This window comes from Flagellimonas sp. L-11, assembly GCF_056857735.1.
Window position 1 is genome coordinate 84047 of record NZ_JBSXNR010000057.1, and the last position, 16942, is coordinate 100988.

General features: G+C 42.0%; 14 protein-coding genes, 1 rRNA gene and 2 riboswitches. Of the genes, 6 read left to right on the top strand and 9 right to left on the bottom strand.

Annotated features, from left to right (window positions below):
- Positions 1 to 12: 12 nt before the first annotated feature.
- A complete protein-coding gene (locus tag AC13CC_RS09165) occupies positions 13 to 2325 on the top strand; it encodes a glycoside hydrolase family 3 protein (RefSeq protein ID WP_482877807.1) in 2313 nt (770 codons plus the stop codon).
- Between the two features lie 144 nt (positions 2326 to 2469).
- Here the strand turns inward: AC13CC_RS09165 and AC13CC_RS09170 are convergent, their stop codons facing one another.
- The 6 genes from AC13CC_RS09170 to rocD form a co-directional block, all read right to left on the bottom strand.
- Positions 2470 to 3486: an acyl-CoA dehydrogenase family protein gene (locus tag AC13CC_RS09170; protein WP_482877808.1), complete on the bottom strand. Its 1017-nt coding sequence runs from the start codon at positions 3484 to 3486 to the stop codon at positions 2470 to 2472.
- Positions 3455 to 4054, bottom strand: coding sequence for a nicotinamide riboside transporter PnuC (gene pnuC / locus AC13CC_RS09175; protein ID WP_163627378.1), 600 nt, complete (start codon positions 4052 to 4054; stop codon positions 3455 to 3457). Before pnuC ends, AC13CC_RS09170 begins: the two co-directional genes overlap by 32 nt.
- Before the next feature lie 56 nt (positions 4055 to 4110).
- Positions 4111 to 4216: riboswitch (TPP riboswitch) on the bottom strand.
- Between the two features lie 123 nt (positions 4217 to 4339).
- Positions 4340 to 4831 (bottom strand): PAS domain-containing protein, encoded by a 492-nt coding sequence (locus AC13CC_RS09180; protein WP_326278927.1) that lies wholly within the window; start codon positions 4829 to 4831, stop codon positions 4340 to 4342.
- A gap of 108 nt (positions 4832 to 4939) precedes the next feature.
- The gene (locus AC13CC_RS09185) at positions 4940 to 5224 is read right to left on the bottom strand and encodes a cysteine-rich CWC family protein (protein WP_482877809.1); all 285 of its coding nucleotides are present in this window, start codon (positions 5222 to 5224) and stop codon (positions 4940 to 4942) included.
- Positions 5225 to 5240: 16 nt separating this feature from the next.
- Complete coding sequence (metE, locus tag AC13CC_RS09190; protein WP_482877810.1) at positions 5241 to 7562, bottom strand: 5-methyltetrahydropteroyltriglutamate--homocysteine S-methyltransferase; 2322 nt, start codon at positions 7560 to 7562, stop codon at positions 5241 to 5243.
- A gap of 162 nt (positions 7563 to 7724) precedes the next feature.
- A riboswitch (cobalamin riboswitch) is annotated at positions 7725 to 7931 on the bottom strand.
- A gap of 429 nt (positions 7932 to 8360) precedes the next feature.
- The gene (gene rocD, locus AC13CC_RS09195; RefSeq protein ID WP_482877811.1) at positions 8361 to 9605 is read right to left on the bottom strand and encodes an ornithine--oxo-acid transaminase; all 1245 of its coding nucleotides are present in this window, start codon (positions 9603 to 9605) and stop codon (positions 8361 to 8363) included.
- A gap of 235 nt (positions 9606 to 9840) precedes the next feature.
- On the opposite strand from rocD, the gene rlmD reads away from it, so the two are divergent.
- From rlmD to AC13CC_RS09215, 4 genes are all read left to right on the top strand, one after another.
- A complete protein-coding gene (gene rlmD, locus AC13CC_RS09200) occupies positions 9841 to 11253 on the top strand; it encodes a 23S rRNA (uracil(1939)-C(5))-methyltransferase RlmD (RefSeq protein WP_482877812.1) in 1413 nt (470 codons plus the stop codon).
- A gap of 30 nt (positions 11254 to 11283) precedes the next feature.
- Positions 11284 to 11802: a DUF6452 family protein gene (locus AC13CC_RS09205; RefSeq protein WP_482877813.1), complete on the top strand. Its 519-nt coding sequence runs from the start codon at positions 11284 to 11286 to the stop codon at positions 11800 to 11802.
- Positions 11783 to 12544, top strand: a complete 762-nt coding sequence (locus tag AC13CC_RS09210; RefSeq protein ID WP_326278922.1) for a DUF6048 family protein — start codon at positions 11783 to 11785, stop codon at positions 12542 to 12544. Before AC13CC_RS09205 ends, AC13CC_RS09210 begins: the two co-directional genes overlap by 20 nt.
- Positions 12545 to 12834: 290 nt before the next feature.
- Entirely contained in the window at positions 12835 to 14073 is a 1239-nt protein-coding gene (locus AC13CC_RS09215) for an IS256 family transposase (RefSeq protein ID WP_482877814.1), read from the top strand.
- A 95-nt stretch (positions 14074 to 14168) separates the two neighbouring features.
- Here AC13CC_RS09215 and AC13CC_RS09220 read toward each other — a convergent pair whose 3' ends face one another.
- Positions 14169 to 15326, bottom strand: coding sequence for a THUMP domain-containing class I SAM-dependent RNA methyltransferase (locus tag AC13CC_RS09220; RefSeq protein ID WP_482877815.1), 1158 nt, complete (start codon positions 15324 to 15326; stop codon positions 14169 to 14171).
- Between the two features lie 56 nt (positions 15327 to 15382).
- Here AC13CC_RS09220 and AC13CC_RS09225 point away from each other — a divergent pair, with 56 nt between their 5' ends.
- Complete coding sequence (locus AC13CC_RS09225; protein WP_482877816.1) at positions 15383 to 16069, top strand: ZIP family metal transporter; 687 nt, start codon at positions 15383 to 15385, stop codon at positions 16067 to 16069.
- 51 nt (positions 16070 to 16120) lie between these two features.
- Here AC13CC_RS09225 and trhA read toward each other — a convergent pair whose 3' ends face one another.
- Both trhA and rrf read right to left on the bottom strand, forming a co-directional pair.
- Positions 16121 to 16753 carry a PAQR family membrane homeostasis protein TrhA gene (gene trhA / locus AC13CC_RS09230; RefSeq protein ID WP_326278919.1) on the bottom strand — a complete coding sequence of 211 codons (633 nt, stop codon included), beginning with the start codon at positions 16751 to 16753 and terminating at the stop codon, positions 16121 to 16123.
- Positions 16754 to 16835: 82 nt separating this feature from the next.
- Positions 16836 to 16942, bottom strand: a 5S ribosomal RNA gene (gene rrf, locus AC13CC_RS09235); the annotation flags it as partial.

Genomic DNA, 16942 nt, shown 5'->3' on the forward strand with positions numbered 1-16942 from the left:
CAACCAAACAACATGCATAGCTTAAAACAAAACTTTCGATGGGGCAGTCTGTTCTTAGCAACATTATTTATAGGCTGTAGCCCAAAATTTACCGAAGAAAAAAAGGATGGTTTCAACCTTGTTCACCATGAAAATGGAGCAACCATTGGGTACAGTCCAGGTTCCGAGGTATCCATTTTAACCGTTGACCGTTTGGCCTTTAAGGACCTGAACCAAAACGGCACTTTAGATCCTTATGAGGACTGGAGGCTCTCTGCCAATGAAAGAGCCCATGATCTTGCCTCAAAAATGAGTGTGGAGCAAATTGCCGGTTTAATGCTGTACAGTGCCCACCAATCCATTCCCGGAGGAGGCAATAGTTTTTTCGGAGCCGTTACCTACAATGGCAAACCTTATAAGGAAAGTGGTGCCAAACCCAGTGACCTATCCGATGCACAAAAGAAATTTCTTTTAGAGGACAATCTACGCCATGTTTTGATTACCAGTGTGGAGTCGCCGGGAATATCGGCACAATGGAACAACAATGCACAGGCTATGGTAGAAGGTATAGGATTGGGCATTCCCATCAACACCAGTTCGGACCCTAGACACGGAAGCGATTCTTATGCAGAGTTTAATGCAGGTGCAGGAGGGGAAATCTCAATGTGGCCCAGTACCTTGGGACTGGCGGCCAGTTTTGACCCATCACTAATGCAACAATTTGGGGAAATTGCTTCCAAAGAATACCGTGCTTTGGGAATTGCCACTGCCCTATCTCCACAAATAGATTTGGCTACAGAGCCGCGTTGGTCCCGTTTTGACGGCACCATGGGGGAAGACCCAAAACTTGCGGCGGATATGGCAAGGGCTTATGTTGAAGGCTTCCAAGCCTCCGAAAATGGCGATTGGGGCAACCAAAGTGTAAACGCCATGGTAAAGCACTGGCCTGGCGGTGGTCCTGAAGAAGGTGGTCGTGATGGTCATTTTGGATATGGATCATATGCCGTTTATCCTGGCAAAAACCTAGAGGATCATTTAAAGCCGTTTACCGAAGGAGCCTTTGATTTGGAGGGACCCACCGAAAGGGCAGCTGCGGTAATGCCTTATTATACCATTTCATACAATCAGGACACGGAGAATGGCGAAAACGTGGGCAATGCCTATAACAAATACTTGATTACAGACCTGTTACGTGGCAAATACGGTTACGATGGTGTGGTGTGCACAGATTGGGGGATTACAGGAGATGCTCCCAATGTATATGAATTTAGGGGCAAACCTTGGGGAGTTGAAAATTTGAGTGTTGCTGAAAGACATTATAAAATTATTGAAGCGGGCTGCGACCAATTTGGGGGCAACAACGATATGGGTCCTGTTATCGAAGCCTATCAAATGGGCGTGGAGGAACATGGAGAGGAATACATGCGCAAACGTTTTGAAACTTCTGCTGTACGGCTTTTGAAAAATATATTCAGGACAGGGTTGTTCGAAAATCCGTATTTGGATGTATCGGAAACAGAACAAATCGTCGGTAATGCCGAGTTTATGGAAGCGGGCTACAATGCACAGCTCAAATCCGTAGTGATGCTGAAGAACAGTTCAGAAACCTTGCCCGTGCAAGGCAAGAAAAAAGTGTACGTACCCCAGCGCTATGTTGCCCCTACCGTTAACTGGTTTGGCGTTGCGACAAAAGAACGTACCGAACATCCATTTAATATGGAAGTAGTGGCCAAGTATTTTGAAGTTGTGGATGAGCCCAGTGAGGCTGATTTTGCACTCGTAGGCATACAAAGTCCAAATGGTGGCGTTGGATACGACATTGCCGATACGGAAAAAGGAGGCAATGGATATGTTCCCATTAGCTTGCAGTATGGCACCTATACGGCAACCAATGCCAGGGATGAAAGTATAGCTGCTGGAAGCCCTTTGGAAGATGGTATAACAAACCGCTCCTACAAGGGCAAAACAACAACCGCTGTCAATATTTCGGATATGGGCTTGGTTACGGATACCAAAAGAAAAATGGGAAATAAACCCGTTGTTGTCATTGTTAAAGTATCCAAACCTATGGTCTTTGCCGAAATTGAGCCTTCAGCCGATGCTATTATGGTACATATGGGGGTTCAAGATCAAGCATTAATGGATATCGTTTCCGGCAAGGTGGAACCCTCTGCCATGCTACCATTCCAAATGCCAAACGATATGATGACTGTTGAATCTCAATTTGAGGATGTCCCAAGGGACATGGAACCCTATACCGATTCCAATGGAAATGCCTATGATTTTGCCTTTGGGCTCAACTGGAACGGCACAATTGATGATGCGCGGGTAAAAGAATATAAATAACAGCGAACAATCGGACTTGGCTTTTAAGAAATTACCGCCATGTGGTAAAACCCACGTTTGTGGATAAATTGATGGAGGTTTTTAACTGAAGTTTATAAAAACAGGCAGTGAGCATTTTTTATAGACTATCAAACTTAGGGGCGTCTACCTAAAAATATGGTGCTGGGTAGCGGTAAAGTAATCCTTGAACACTTGGTTCAAAGGATGGTTTTCTTTACTGGCGGCAATACCCAAGGTGGGGTATACCCTAATTATGGCATCAGATAACGACCGTACCGAACCCTTGGCCTTTTGGTGTATTTCATCTGTCATGGTATTCGGCAACTCGCTCCCCATACCGATCACCCTTTGTATTTGATCGGCATAACCCATAGTTAGCGAGTCTGCTTTTTGTATGACTTTTTGAAATTTCCCTACACTTGGGTTTTGACCGGAAATCTTTAGGGCCTCTTCCAAAAAATGTGCTGCCATACCTATATAATTTACCCATAAGGTTAAATCGGCAAATATGGAAAAAGGTATTTTAAAAATGGAATGGGGATGGTGCAGCTCATTATATACAAAACTATATTTTTCATGTACCCACTTGGACCGTATCTCAAAAGACTCTGTGGCAGTGGCCTTTAACCCCATAGTATTCCAATCCTTGATCATTTGAACTTCCTCCTTTTTAAGAACAAAGGAGCGCACCAAGGGAGTACCATCCTTCTGGAGTACATCCTTACCGTCTTCGCGAATCTTTGCATTTAAGGTTAAGTGTGTGAGGTAAGGTGCCCCGGTGGCGTATTTCCATGTTCCCGAAATAACATAGCCCTCGCCTTTTTTCTCAGCTGTGCCAAAGACACCTCCACTGCCCCCAAAGCATATGGGCTTTTCTGGGTCGATGAAAATTTCATTGGCCACTGCTTGTTTTAGATTGCCAATAAAGAAATTCGCACCACTGCACAGCGTAATTGTCCATCCCAAACTTCCATCGACCTTTGCCAGCGACCGTAATTTTTTCAGCCCTTCGGAAAGTGACATTTCCAATCCACCATAAGATTTGGGAACCCATAAATTCCAAAGGTTTTCTTGGGCAATCCAGTTCAACACCTCAGGGGAGAATTCTTCTTTACCAAAATCAAGACTGCTAAGCCCCGGCATAGGTTCCATCACGCTCATGTGCAATAATTTTTTTCCATTTGATATACCCGGATATGGCCACTGCGAACAAGAAGGCCGTCAAACCTGCGTAGATGTACAATTCCTTATAGATTAACAGGGGAATGGATATAAAGTTGCTAATGTTCAAATAGATCCAATTTTCTATTTTCCGTTTTGCCATCAACCACATACCGGCCCAAGCAAAAGCGCAGACCAAGGCATCCCAATAGGGAACATCGGAATCCGTGTGTTGTGCCAACCAATAGGCCATCAGCCCAAAACAGCCCAAAACAATTCCTCCCGCTATGGTATGCTCCCTACGGTTGGAGGTAGATATGGGTGTCTCTTGCTTTTGTTTTCCCATCTTCCAATAAAACCAACCATAAACACTCATCACCAAATAATAAAGGTTGAGCAAAATATCCGCATACAATCGGGATTGGTACAATACCCAAATACTGATCAGGATGGCAACAATTCCAAAAAGGTAATTATGGATATTGTTCTGACGGGCCAAAAGGACCTGAACCACACCAAAAATGGTTCCCAGCCATTGCAATAAGGTCAGTTGTGAAAGAAATTCCATTGTTTTGAGTTATCCATTTCTAATGATCATGGGGTACCCAAATTGGAACACGGGCAAGATTGACTCACCAAATTCCCTACGCCAGCATTACCTGGATCAGGTGCGAAGTATTCAACTTCCGGGTATGATCTCAGCCCCTATCGGGACACCCCATTCATTTTGTAAAGGTATGGAATAGTCATGATTTTATAGCAAAGTAGCTACCGAATCACATACTAACCCCCTTGCGTTGGAAATCTGTAAAAAACAATGGCACCAAATAAAGGAAAAGAAAGTGTTTCTTACTTAAGCACTCAATAATTCTCTTTCCATGGCTATAAAATGGGTCAGCTCTTTTTTTGAATCATAAAGCGGTAGTATTTTAATCTGGCATACATAGGATTCCCCGCTCTTTCTATAATTTACAATGGATCCAGTATAGCCATGCTTACGATGTAACTGTTCACCAATGTCCTTAATCTTGTTTTTTGAGGTCTGCTCTCCCTGAAGAAATGTAGGCTTTTTTCCCAGAGCGTAGTTTTTGGCATAACCGGTCATCTCTGTAAACCCATTGTTTACCCAAATAATTTGTTGATCAGAGCTTGTTAAAACCAAGGCATCATAAATTTCTTGCCTTAGCACATCTTGAATATTGGGCCCAATATTTCCCTTGAGTATGTATTTTAATTGTTCTATGTCTGTTTCCTTTTTTAATTTTTTTATGAGATGATGGTACGTCTCTAAATACAGATCAAAACTGAGCAAAGGTGAAATGTATGTGCTGTTTTCTTCCTTCATAACTTTAATTTTTGATAGTTTGTATGCCCGCGGCAAAAGTTACCTCATCCATAAGAATCGATATGTTTCCTTCGAATAAAATGCTGGTTTATGGGTTTTTCTATTCATTCAATTACTTCCATTGCTCTTCCTATAATAAACTCCTAAAATTTTTCTGAGGGATTGCTGGTGCTTTACGTTTTGATACTCCAATTTCAATTGTCTCAAACATTGTGCGCAAAGACAATCGGAATACTTAAGGCTAATATACTCCTGCTCTTCCTTGTTGATCGCAACCGCACTACATTGGCATAGGGAGATAGATCCCACCTTGCATTCGAACTGTGCATTGCATCGTTGACAATATGTTTCCTCGTGTTGTGCCATAAGCAAAAGGGGCCAATGGCAAGCCATTGGCCCCTTAATAGTTTTAATTGGTAGGTGCTCCCTCAACTTTTCTCATCTGTTGAGCTGCAGATACCATAAGTTTTAAGGCACTCTTGGTCTCTTCCCAACCACGTGTCTTGAGCCCACAATCCGGGTTTACCCAAAGTTTGGATGCAGGCAGTACATTCTCCGCTTTTCTCAAGAGTTTCAAAATCTCATTTAAAGATGGAACCCTAGGAGAATGGATATCATACACACCTGGCCCTATATCATTGGGGTAATCGAACTCGGAAAAAGCATCCAACAGCTCCATTTGCGATCGAGAACATTCTATGGTAATCACATCGGCATCCATATCGGCAATGTTCTTAATTATATCATTGAACTCAGAATAGCACATGTGCGTATGGATTTGCGTGGAGTCCTTCACTCCGCTTGTTGATAGTTTAAAGGCTCCAATGGCCCAATCCAAATAAGTTTCCCAATTCTTTTTACGCAAGGGGAGTCCCTCACGTATTGCAGGTTCATCCACCTGAATAATCTGTATGCCCTCTTTCTCAAGATCGACCACCTCATCCCGGATGGCTAGGGCAATCTGGTTGCAGGTGGAAGAACGTGGCTGATCATCTCGAACAAACGACCACTGTAAAATAGTGACCGGACCTGTGAGCATCCCCTTTACTGGCTTTTCGGTCAATGATTGCGCAAAGGATGTCCAGAACACCGTCATTGGGCTTGGTCTTGAGACATCCCCAAAAATGATAGGGGGCTTTACACAACGGGATCCATAACTTTGCACCCAACCATTTTGAGAAAAAACAAACCCGTCCAATTGCTCCCCAAAGTATTCCACCATATCGTTGCGCTCAAATTCACCATGCACAGGCACATCTAGTCCAACCTCTTCTTGAAAAGCAATGGCATCAGTAGTTTCCTTTATCAGAAAATCAACATACGCCTGTTCGCTCAGCTCTCCCTTTTTAAACAATGACCTGGCCCGTCTTACCTCTTGGGTCTGGGGAAAAGAGCCAATGGTGGTCGTGGGAAACAGGGGCAAATTTAAGTGAGCTTCTTGAAGTACCTTTCTTTTTTTAAAAGGGGATTTTCTGTAGAAATCCTTTTCATGAAGCTGTTCCACCCGCTTTTTTACCTTGGGTTTATGAATCAATGTGGAATTTTTTCTCTTTTCCATTGAAGCCAAATTCGCTATAAAATGTTGATGGGATTCATAATTGGGGACACTAGCTAAAAGCTTCAGGCTTTGGAGTTCTTCCAATTTTTGCTTGGCAAAGGCCATCCAGTCCTTTACATCTTCGTGAAGCACTTGTTCATTTTTCTCAAGCTCCAAATCATATGGAACATGAAGCAGGGAACATGATGGGGACAAGATCACACGTTCTTCCCCTAGTTGTGTCTTTGCCTTTTGAACAAACTCCAAAGAAGTTTTAAAATCATTTTTCCATACATTGCGACCATCGACCACACCCAAGGACAAGGATATTTTTTTATTGAGTTTTCCCAATTCCAAGACGGTGTCCAATTGATTCGGGCTTCGCTTAAGATCCAGATGAAGGGCACAAACAGGCAATGATAGTGCCGTATCCAGATTATCTCCAAAATCTCCAAAATAATTGGCCAACAGCATTTTTAGGGTAGGAAACGCTGTCGCGATTTCTTGGTAAACTTTTTTGATGGCTTCTTGTTCCTTGTCCGAAAGGTCTGTGGATAGTATAGGTTCATCAAACTGTATCCAAGTTGCACCTGAATCCAACAATCGTTTTAAAATGGAACAATATATGGGAAGTAGTTTGGGCAAAAGATCCAGCCTATGAAACCCTTCTTCTTTTTCTTTTCCCAACAATAAATAGGTAACAGGCCCCAGAATCACAGGCTTGGTGTGTATTCCCATTGCCTTTGCCTCATTAAACTCATCGACGATCTTTGATGAAAGCAGTTCAAATTCTTGGTCTTTGGTAAACTCTGGAACGATGTAATGATAATTGGTATCAAACCATTTGGTCATCTCCATGGCAATAACATCCACACCATCTTTCTGCACCCCCCTTGCCATGGCAAAATAGAGGTCCAAAAGAGTACTCTTGGTGTCCTGTGCATTCTTGTACCGTTCAGGGATAGCACCAACCATGAGGATGGTATCCAGAACTTGGTCGTAAAAGGAAAAATCGTTCGAAGGGATAAGGTCGATTCCCTTTTGCTTTTGGAGTTTCCAATTTTCCTCTCGGATACTCTTACCAGCATGGAGCAGATCTTCCAAAGTAATCCTGCCCGACCAGTACTTTTCGCAAGCTCTTTTTAGCTCACGGTGGGCCCCGATTCTTGGGTAGCCCAAATTGCTTGTTTTCATTGCTAAAGCTTTTATAAAATTGAACAATTAGATAAAAGCTCCTTAGCTCAACTTCGCAATGCCTTAAACAAGAAGAACGCTATATTTTCTATAGGAAAACCCAGAGAAAGAAATAAACACGCCCGACTTGCCCTTAACGCGAAGGCACCGTCAAAATCCTACAATGTAGGAACGATATGGGCAGATATCCTGGCTTGTTCGATTCCTACCGGCCTTCTCGCCCCCACTTTGAGGACAATGGCACTATTGGTAAAAACATACTATCCCGTAAAACAGGATCGGACTTACAGTTGCGCGTCAGCTCGTGATTCTCACACGATTCCCTTTTAACCCCAACCTTCGAAGGGGACCCTTACCGCTATGATAAAGAAATTAAGTAAAGAACTTATTGAAATGTAAATGTAGCCATTAAAATTATTAAGGGATAACGAATAGGTAAATTATCTTTCATCCCACAGTCCCCATTTACTTTTTCTTGTTGATTATGTTTGTACCTAATAATAATTTACTTCATTGCCATAAAATGCAATATTATATTTAAACGCCAATCCAACACTTACTTTGAGGGCACGGTGATTTTAACAAACGTATTGGGAATTCCATACCAAGCCAGTATTTTTTGTTAGAAATCAGCTAGGTGTTATGAAAAGAAAAGGTCTAAAAAGCTTATTACCTGAGTCAGTTCGAGCGCAGTTGAGAACCTAAGTCAATTTGATAATCAATGGGTTTCGACTGCACTCAACCTGACAAAATCAAAATTTTGCTGCTTTTTAGACCTTTTTATATTTTTATTTTAATCTACTTAGAAAAATCCTGTAGCGTTTTGATGATTATGGAAACACAATCCATCAACTGCTCTCGGTTCATTACCAAAGGTGGTGCAAAACGGATAATGTTGCCATGCGTTGGTTTTGCCAACAATCCATTCTCCTTCAATGCCATACAAATATCCCAAGCGGTCGAGCTCTCTTCCGTATCGTTGATTACAATGGCATTGAGCAACCCTTTGCCACGTACTTTAACCACCAAATCGCAAGATGGGATAAACTTGTTCAACGCTGCGCGGAACAATTCCCCCAATTCTTCGGCATTCTGTGCTAGATTTTCTTCCTTAATCACCTCCAAGGCGGCCGTACTTACCGCAGCGGCAACTGGATTTCCACCAAAGGTGCTTCCGTGGCTTCCAGGAGTGATTACTTCCATAATAGGGTCGTTGGCCAAAACTGCAGAAACCGGATAAACCCCTCCAGAAAGGGCCTTGCCCAAAATCAAAATATCTGGCTTCACTTCTTCATGGTCTACCGCCAACATTTTGCCCGTTCTTGCGATACCGGTCTGAACTTCATCGGCAATAAAAAGTACATTGTGTTTTTCGCAAAGGGCCTTGGCTTTTTTCAAATATCCTTCTGATGGCACATAGACCCCGGCCTCACCTTGAATGGGTTCCACTAAAAATCCGGCAACGTGTGGATTACTTTTTAGGGCATTTTCCAGTGCTGTCAAATTATCGTATTCGATTTTTACAAAACCTTCGGTATACGGGCCGTAATTATTTCTCGCCACTTCATCATTGGAGAAAGAAATAATAGTGGTAGTTCTGCCATGAAAATTGTTTTCGCAAACAATCACTTTGGCTTGGTTTTCTGGGATGCCTTTTTTCTGGTAAGCCCATCTTCTGCATACTTTTAAGGCGGTCTCAACGGCCTCTGCCCCTGTGTTCATGGGCAACAACTTATCAAAGCCAAAGGTTTCGGTTGCGTATTTTTCGTACTTGCCCAACATATCATTATAAAAAGCCCGCGAAGTCAAGGTCAATGTTTTTGCTTGCTCCATCATGGCACCAATAATTTTGGGGTGACAATGTCCTTGGTTTACGGCAGAATATGCGGAGAGGAAATCATAATACTTTTTTCCTTCCACATCCCACACATAAACCCCTTCACCCTTGCTCAAGACCACAGGAAGTGGGTGGTAATTGTGTGCTCCGTACTTGTTTTCCAACTCTATCGCTTGCTGCGATGTTAAATGATCTAAAACAGCCATTTCATTAAATGATTAAAATTGATAAAATAACCATTCCTACTGTACCTTTATTCTTTCGAAGTTTCGAAAAAGCAGCGTGGGAGAGAAATCATCCCTTGGAGTGCCCGCAAATTACAAATTAATCGGTGAAAATGTAATTTTTCAGAATGTGATTCCCGATTGAACCACCGAAAGTTTAGATGCAATTTAAGAAGCTGCGTTCTGTGAAATACCAAAAAGAACTTACTTTTGCGGCATGCGTAAAAACAAAAGGAGAAAAACGTTTGAAAACGTAGAGGTTGTCGATGCCGGTGCAAAGGGAAAATCCGTGGGCAAGGCCCCTGACGGACGTGTAATTTTCCTTACCAATGCCGTTCCCGGAGATGTGGTGGATGTAACGACCACCAAAAAACGAAAAGCCTATTTTGAAGGGGTTGCCACCAACTTCCACACCCTTTCCGATAAAAGAACCGAACCTGTTTGCGAGCATTTTGGTGTATGTGGCGGCTGCAAATGGCAGCACATGGGGTATGAGCATCAGCTCTATTTTAAGCAAAAAGAGGTCGAGAACAACCTTAAGCGCATTGGTCATCTCGATCTTCCGGAAATAACCCCCATTCTAGGTTCTAAAGAGCAGTACTTTTACAGGAACAAGATGGAGTTCTCGTTTTCCGATAGCCGATGGTTGACCCAAGAGGAAATCAACTCCGATATCGAAATTGAGGACAGAAATGCATTGGGATTCCATATTCCTGGCATGTGGGACAAGATTTTGGATATTAAAAAGTGCCATTTACAGCAAGACCCTTCCAATGCCATACGGTTAGAGGTGAAAAATTTTGCCAATAAAAATGGCCTCACCTTTTTCAACCCCAGAAGACAGGAAGGACTTTTAAGAACGTTGATGATGCGAACGTCATCAACCGGGGAAATTATGGTGCTCGTACAATTTTTCGAAGAAAATACACAGCATCGCGAACTGCTCCTAAATCATTTAAAGGAAACATTCCCGGAGATAACTGCCTTGCTCTACGTCATCAATTCCAAAGGAAACGATACGATTTACGATCAGGAAGTAATTTGTTTTGCAGGCCGTGACCATATTTTTGAGGAAATGGAAGGGCTTCAGTTCAAGATCAATGCAAAATCATTTTATCAAACCAATTCGGAACAGGCCCATGAGCTCTATAAAGTAGCAAGGAATTTTGCTGGACTCACCGGAGACGAATTGGTATACGATTTATATACTGGAACGGGGACCATAGCCCAATTTATATCTAAAAATGCAAAAAAGGTTATTGGTGTGGAGTCCGTACCCGAGGCCATTGAAGATGCCAAGGCCAATGCGCTTCACAACAACATTTCCAACGCTGAATTCTTTGTCGGCGATATGAAAAATGTGTTCAACGATAGCTTTATTTCAGAACACGGTAAGCCCGACGTGATCATAACCGATCCTCCACGGGACGGCATGCACAAACAGGTGGTGGAACAACTCTTGCAAGTAGCCTCACCTAAAATTGTGTACGTAAGCTGTAACAGCGCAACCCAAGCCAGGGATTTGGCTCTTATGAAAGAAAAATACAAAGTCACCAAGGTGCAACCCGTAGATATGTTCCCGCAGACACACCACGTTGAAAATGTTGTACTTTTGGAAAAACGGGTGTAGTTTTTGAATTAAAATCCACAGCTAACCGGAATGAAGAAAATAATCCCCATCCTACTTATTGCATCAATGCTCTATTTTGTTTCATCCTGTGAAAAGGATGATATCTGCGTTGAGGGTGACACACCACTGATGGTCATTGGTTTTTTTAACATTGATGATACCACTGCAGTAAAAAGAGTTTCATCGATACGAATCAAAAGTTTGGATATAGACAGTATTTTGACCAATGATTCTTTTAGTGACAGAGCAAATTCGCCAGATTCATTGATGGTTCCCTTAAGGAGCAGTGCAACAAGTACCATGTACCAGATTATTTCTGGTTCACGGGATGATGATGAAACGGAACAGGAAATTGGAAATATTGACACCTTAACCATTTCTTACGACCTTGGTGAAGCTTTTATCTCAAGGGCCTGCGGGTTTGTATTCAATTATAACAACATCACCGTTGCCGTACCGGAAAGTGCCGAGAATTGGATCCAAGATATTAAGGTCGTTCAACCTAACGTAGAAAACACCGATAACATCCATGTCAAAATATTTCATTAGCATTTTTATTGGCCTGCTGCCAATTTTGGTGCAAGCACAAAGTGAACCTATCGACCTTCAACAAAAGGATACAATTGAATATAAAGATCAGTATGGGCTTCGCGTAGGTGCAGACATTAGCAAATTGGTACTTTCCTTTATGGATGAAGATTACACTGGGCTAGAATTGGTGGGCGACTACCGACTTACCCATAAATTGTATTTGGCCGCCGAATTAGGGAACGAAACCAAGAGGCAGAACGAAAGTTTGAACAACACCCTTTTATACGATTACGAAACCTCGGGAAGCTATATTAAAGCAGGTGTGGATATGAATACCTACCGAAATTGGTATGGAATGAACAATGCCATTACCATTGGGGGGCGTTATGCGGTGGCAAGTTTTAACCACACCTTGAACGATTACAGCCTTTACGAAACAAACCGTTTCTTTAATAAAGAGTTTTTGCCCGGCGAAAACCCCAACCGTGAATTTAGCGGATTATCTGCCTCTTGGCTGGAATTTGTTGTGGGTGCAAAAGTAGAGCTGTTTGCCAATATTTTTGTGGGCATGAGTGCCCGATTGGGCTTTTTGATCACCAATACAGAAGATGAAGCGTTTCCCAACCTTTGGATTCCCGGATTTAACAAAGTTACAGAAGGGAGCAATTTTGGTGTGAACTACAACTATTCCATCTCTTACTTTATCCCACTTTACAAAAAGTCCAAAAAGAGCAAGGAGGAACCTGAAAACAACCAATAGTTTGATGACTGCCCCTATTGATGGTGTTGGATAGCGAAAATCTGGACAATACCAATAAATGGCAAGGACTTAAAAGAAGAAACTCGAGTATGGTACGAAAAATAAAAGGAGCCACATTGGACTCCTTTTATAAAATTTGGTTGAGTTAGTTAGTCGTGTTATAAACACATCACCAAATCTAAACAATTCTTTTGCACTAAGCCAAATCTATTTTTATACGATTCCTCAGAGGGTGTAATCTCAAGTCTGTCTAGACTTTGAAAATTATAATAAATTTTTTAGACTAGATTATGACACAAGAAGAGATTAAAGAATTAAAGGAAAAAGCATTAAAACAATTTTTATCAGGAGAATCCCTAACGGGCAAGGATGGAGCTTTTGCTCCGATGCTTAAAGAGTTTATGGAAGAGGCCTTGGAAGCAGAGATGTCCTCCCATCTTTCGGATGAAGAGAAAGGCTTTCAAGCTGGTAACAAGCGTAATGGCAAAGGTAAAAAGACCCTTAAGAGCAACCACGGGGATGTCACCATCAACACCCCTCAGGATCGTGACAGCACCTTTGAGCCCCAGATCGTGGAGAAGCGTCAGCGTATCCTGGCCGATAACCTGGAAAAGCAGATCATAGGGATGTATGGGCTGGGCAATAGTCTTCGTGATATCTCCGCTCATATAGAAGAGATGTATGATTCTAAAATATCCACCCACGTCTTAAGTGATATTACCGACCGTATTATTCCTAAAGTAAAGGAATGGCAAGACCGACCCTTGGAGCCGGTATATTGCATCCTATGGCTTGATGCGATGCACTTCAAGGTACGGGAAGAAGGGAAAGTAAGACATAAGGCACTGTACAATATTTTAGGAATAAATAAAGCTGGGAAAAAGGAAGTCCTGGGGATGTATATCTCCGAGAGTGAAGGGGCCAACTTCTGGCTTCAGGTCTTGACCCATTTACACAACCGCGGGTTAAAAGACATCCTGATTGCCTGTACAGATAATCTCACAGGTTTTAGTGAGGCTATTCATTCCGTTTATCCCAAAACAGATATTCAGCTGTGTATTGTTCACCAAATCCGCAATAGCATGAAGTACGTTGCCAGTAAGGATCAAAAGGATTTTATGAAAGATCTTAAATTGGTATACAAGGCGGATACCAAGGATCAGGCTGAATCGGCTTTACTGGATCTGGAAGAAAAATGGGGCAAGAAATATCCCATAGTGATCCGTTCCTGGAACGATAACTGGGAACAGTTGAGTGCCTATTTTGAATACACTGCTCCCATTAGAAAGCTAATATACACCACAAACGCCGTAGAGGGCTTTCACCGCCAGGTACGAAAAGTAACCAAGACCAAAGGGGCTTTTACCAATGATATGGCGCTATTGAAGCTGGTTTACCTGGCAACCCAAAGAATAGAAAAGAAATGGAACTCTCCACTGCAGAACTGGGGCTTGGTAGTACAACAATTAGCCATTAAATTTGAAGGCCGACTGGAGTTGGATTTAGCAACCAATAAAACAAACGGCTAAAATTTTTCCTTCCGGGGGTACCCCCGGAAGGAAAGGCAGACAGAGTTGAGCTAACACTCCCATTCCTCATCTTTTTAAAGTACAGGTAGCTGACCTTAACTCTGTTTTTTTGCCTTTTTGCTTCCTTCATAAATTTCATACTTTACCAGTCTTGCTTCCAGTTTACCATTAAAGGTCTTTATTTTTTTGGAAGTTTTAAGGCCTATGTGCTTTAGCGCCTCCAAGTTGGAAGTAATCAACCAGATATCCGTACCTGGATAAATCTTTTTAAAGGTGTCCCCCATTTTGCCATAGAAAATTTCCATATCAATGGGCAATCGCTCTCCATACGGTGGATTGAACAACATGTGTAATTTACCATCAACTGGTTTGTCCACTCTAAAAAAATCCTTTCGCTCCACGGTAATGTAATCCGACAAATTGGCGTGGTCCACATTTTCTTGTGTTTTTCTTACCGCAGATGGGGCTTTATCGTAACCAATAATCTTATGATGGAACTCTCGCACCTTTTTTAAACTCGCATCCACTATTTTAGTGTGCAGCTCAGCATCATAATCGTTCCAATGCATAAATGCATAAGACTCCCTGTTGATGTTAGCTGGAATATTACACGCTATCATGGCAGCTTCAATCAGAAAAGTTCCACTACCGCACATGGGGTCAAAGAAATCCGATTGCCCATCCCACCCACTTTTAAGCAACAGACCAGCTGCCAATACTTCGTTGATGGGTGCAATATTGGTCAACATACGGTAACCCCTTTGATGAAGGGAGTTCCCAGAACTATCCAATGATACCGTACAGGTATTATTATAAATGTGTATGTTTATTTTTACATCAGGATCTTGGGTCTTTACATTGGGGCGTTCTCGAACCACTGCCCTAAACTTGTCCACGATGGCATCCTTGGTCTTTAGGGACACGAACATGGAGTTGTCAAAAACCTCTGTATTGGCAATACTGTCAATGGCAAAAGTCTTTCCTACATCAAAAATTTCGGGCCAATCCAGATCATAAATATGCCTGTAAAGGTCCTTTTCATTAAAAACCCGAAACGTTTTTATGGGTTTAAACACCTTTAAGGCCGTTCTAAGGCAAAGATTTGCCTTGTACATAAAACCTGTATCTCCCTCAAAAGTTACATTACGGACTCCCTCTTCCACGTGGCCAGCTCCCAAATTACGGAGCTCCTTCGCCAAAATAGGTTCGAATCCATAAAGGGTTTTGGCCATCATCTTAAAATTTCCTGCCATACTATCTTAAAAACTTTCTGCAAAAATAGGCTATTTTTGCTCCTTTAATTCCACCTATGGATTTTCCTTCCGCTATTATTTATATAATACCCATCTTGGCCGTTTGGGCCGGTTTTGGATTTGTTTGGTTCACAAAACCAAAGAACAACAACAATATTAAGCTCTTGTTGGCTTTTAGTGGATCATTTCTGTTGTCATTAACTTTTTTTGAGCTGTTGCCCGATGTTTATAATAGCCATGACCCAAAAATAATTGCCCTGTACATTTTGGGAGGGATACTTTTGCAGATATTCTTGGAGTTTTTCTCCAAAGGAGCTGAACACGGGCACATGCACGTCCAACTAAAAGAAAACAAATTTCCCACTTTGTTATTTTTGAGTCTTTCCATCCATGCTCTGGTCGAAGGTGTGCCCATTCATGGAAACGATTCCATTTTGTACGGCATCATCATCCACAAAATTCCAATAGCCATTATCTTGAGCATCTTTTTGATTAATTCAAAGATGAAACTTGTCACATCCCTATTATTTATTACTGCATTTTCTTTGATGACGCCTTTGGGCAGCTATATTTCCACATCCGTTTGGATGGATAATTATGGTCATTTACTAACCTCCTTAGCTATTGGGGTGTTCTTCCACATATCTACCATTATTTTGTTTGAAAGTGCCCAAGGCCATGCCTTTAACTTACGAAAATTAGTGGTAATTATTTTGGGAATCGGGACTGCTTATTTGGTGTAAGTCTATTATTGGATGCAAAACAACCTTGTTAATAGATTAAGTAAAGATGACTTAGCTCAAGGATTCTATTAGCAACCAATGATTCAATGCTCCACCAAGCACAAAAAAATGCCATATCAAATGATTGTATGGTATTTTTTTTACGGAATAGAAAACTATCCCAATAGTATAAAAAGCTCCACCTGCGGTAAGGTAAATCAATCCAGATGAGGACATATGCTCCAGTAGGTAAGGTAAATCAATCACAATAAGCCATCCCATTACCCCATAAAGCACCAGTGAAAAGGCTTCAAACTTACCGGTGAAGAATATCTTGAGTATGGTGCCGAAAAGAGCTATTCCCCACACTAAGTAAAACAATAACCAACCCTTTGATGGTAAAAGTACCGACAAACATACCGGGGTATATGTCCCGGCAATCAAATAATAAATACTGATATGATCTAAAACCCTGAGTCGTCTTTTCAATTTAGGGTTTTGCACTGCATGGTAGATTGTTGATGCTGTGAACAATAAGAGCAAGGATGAAGTATAGGCAATAATGCTTCCCTTCATAAAAGGGATACTCTCCAAATCATTCTTAAAAAGAAGCAGTCCTCCTATACCCGCCAATACAATGCCCAATGCATGGGAATAGGCATTCAATTTTTCTTCTAGTAGAACAAGATTGGATTGGGTACTCAATGGGATGCTATATTTTGTGCGTATAAATATACCTCAAAAACGGAGCATAAAAAAAGCCCCCCACTTACGTGAGGGGCTTCAAAGAAGGCGGCGACCTACTCTCCCACCTGGTGTGGCAGTACCATCGGCGCAAACGGGCTTAACTTCCCTGTTCGGAATGGAAAGGGGTGGGCCCCGTCGCCATGGCCA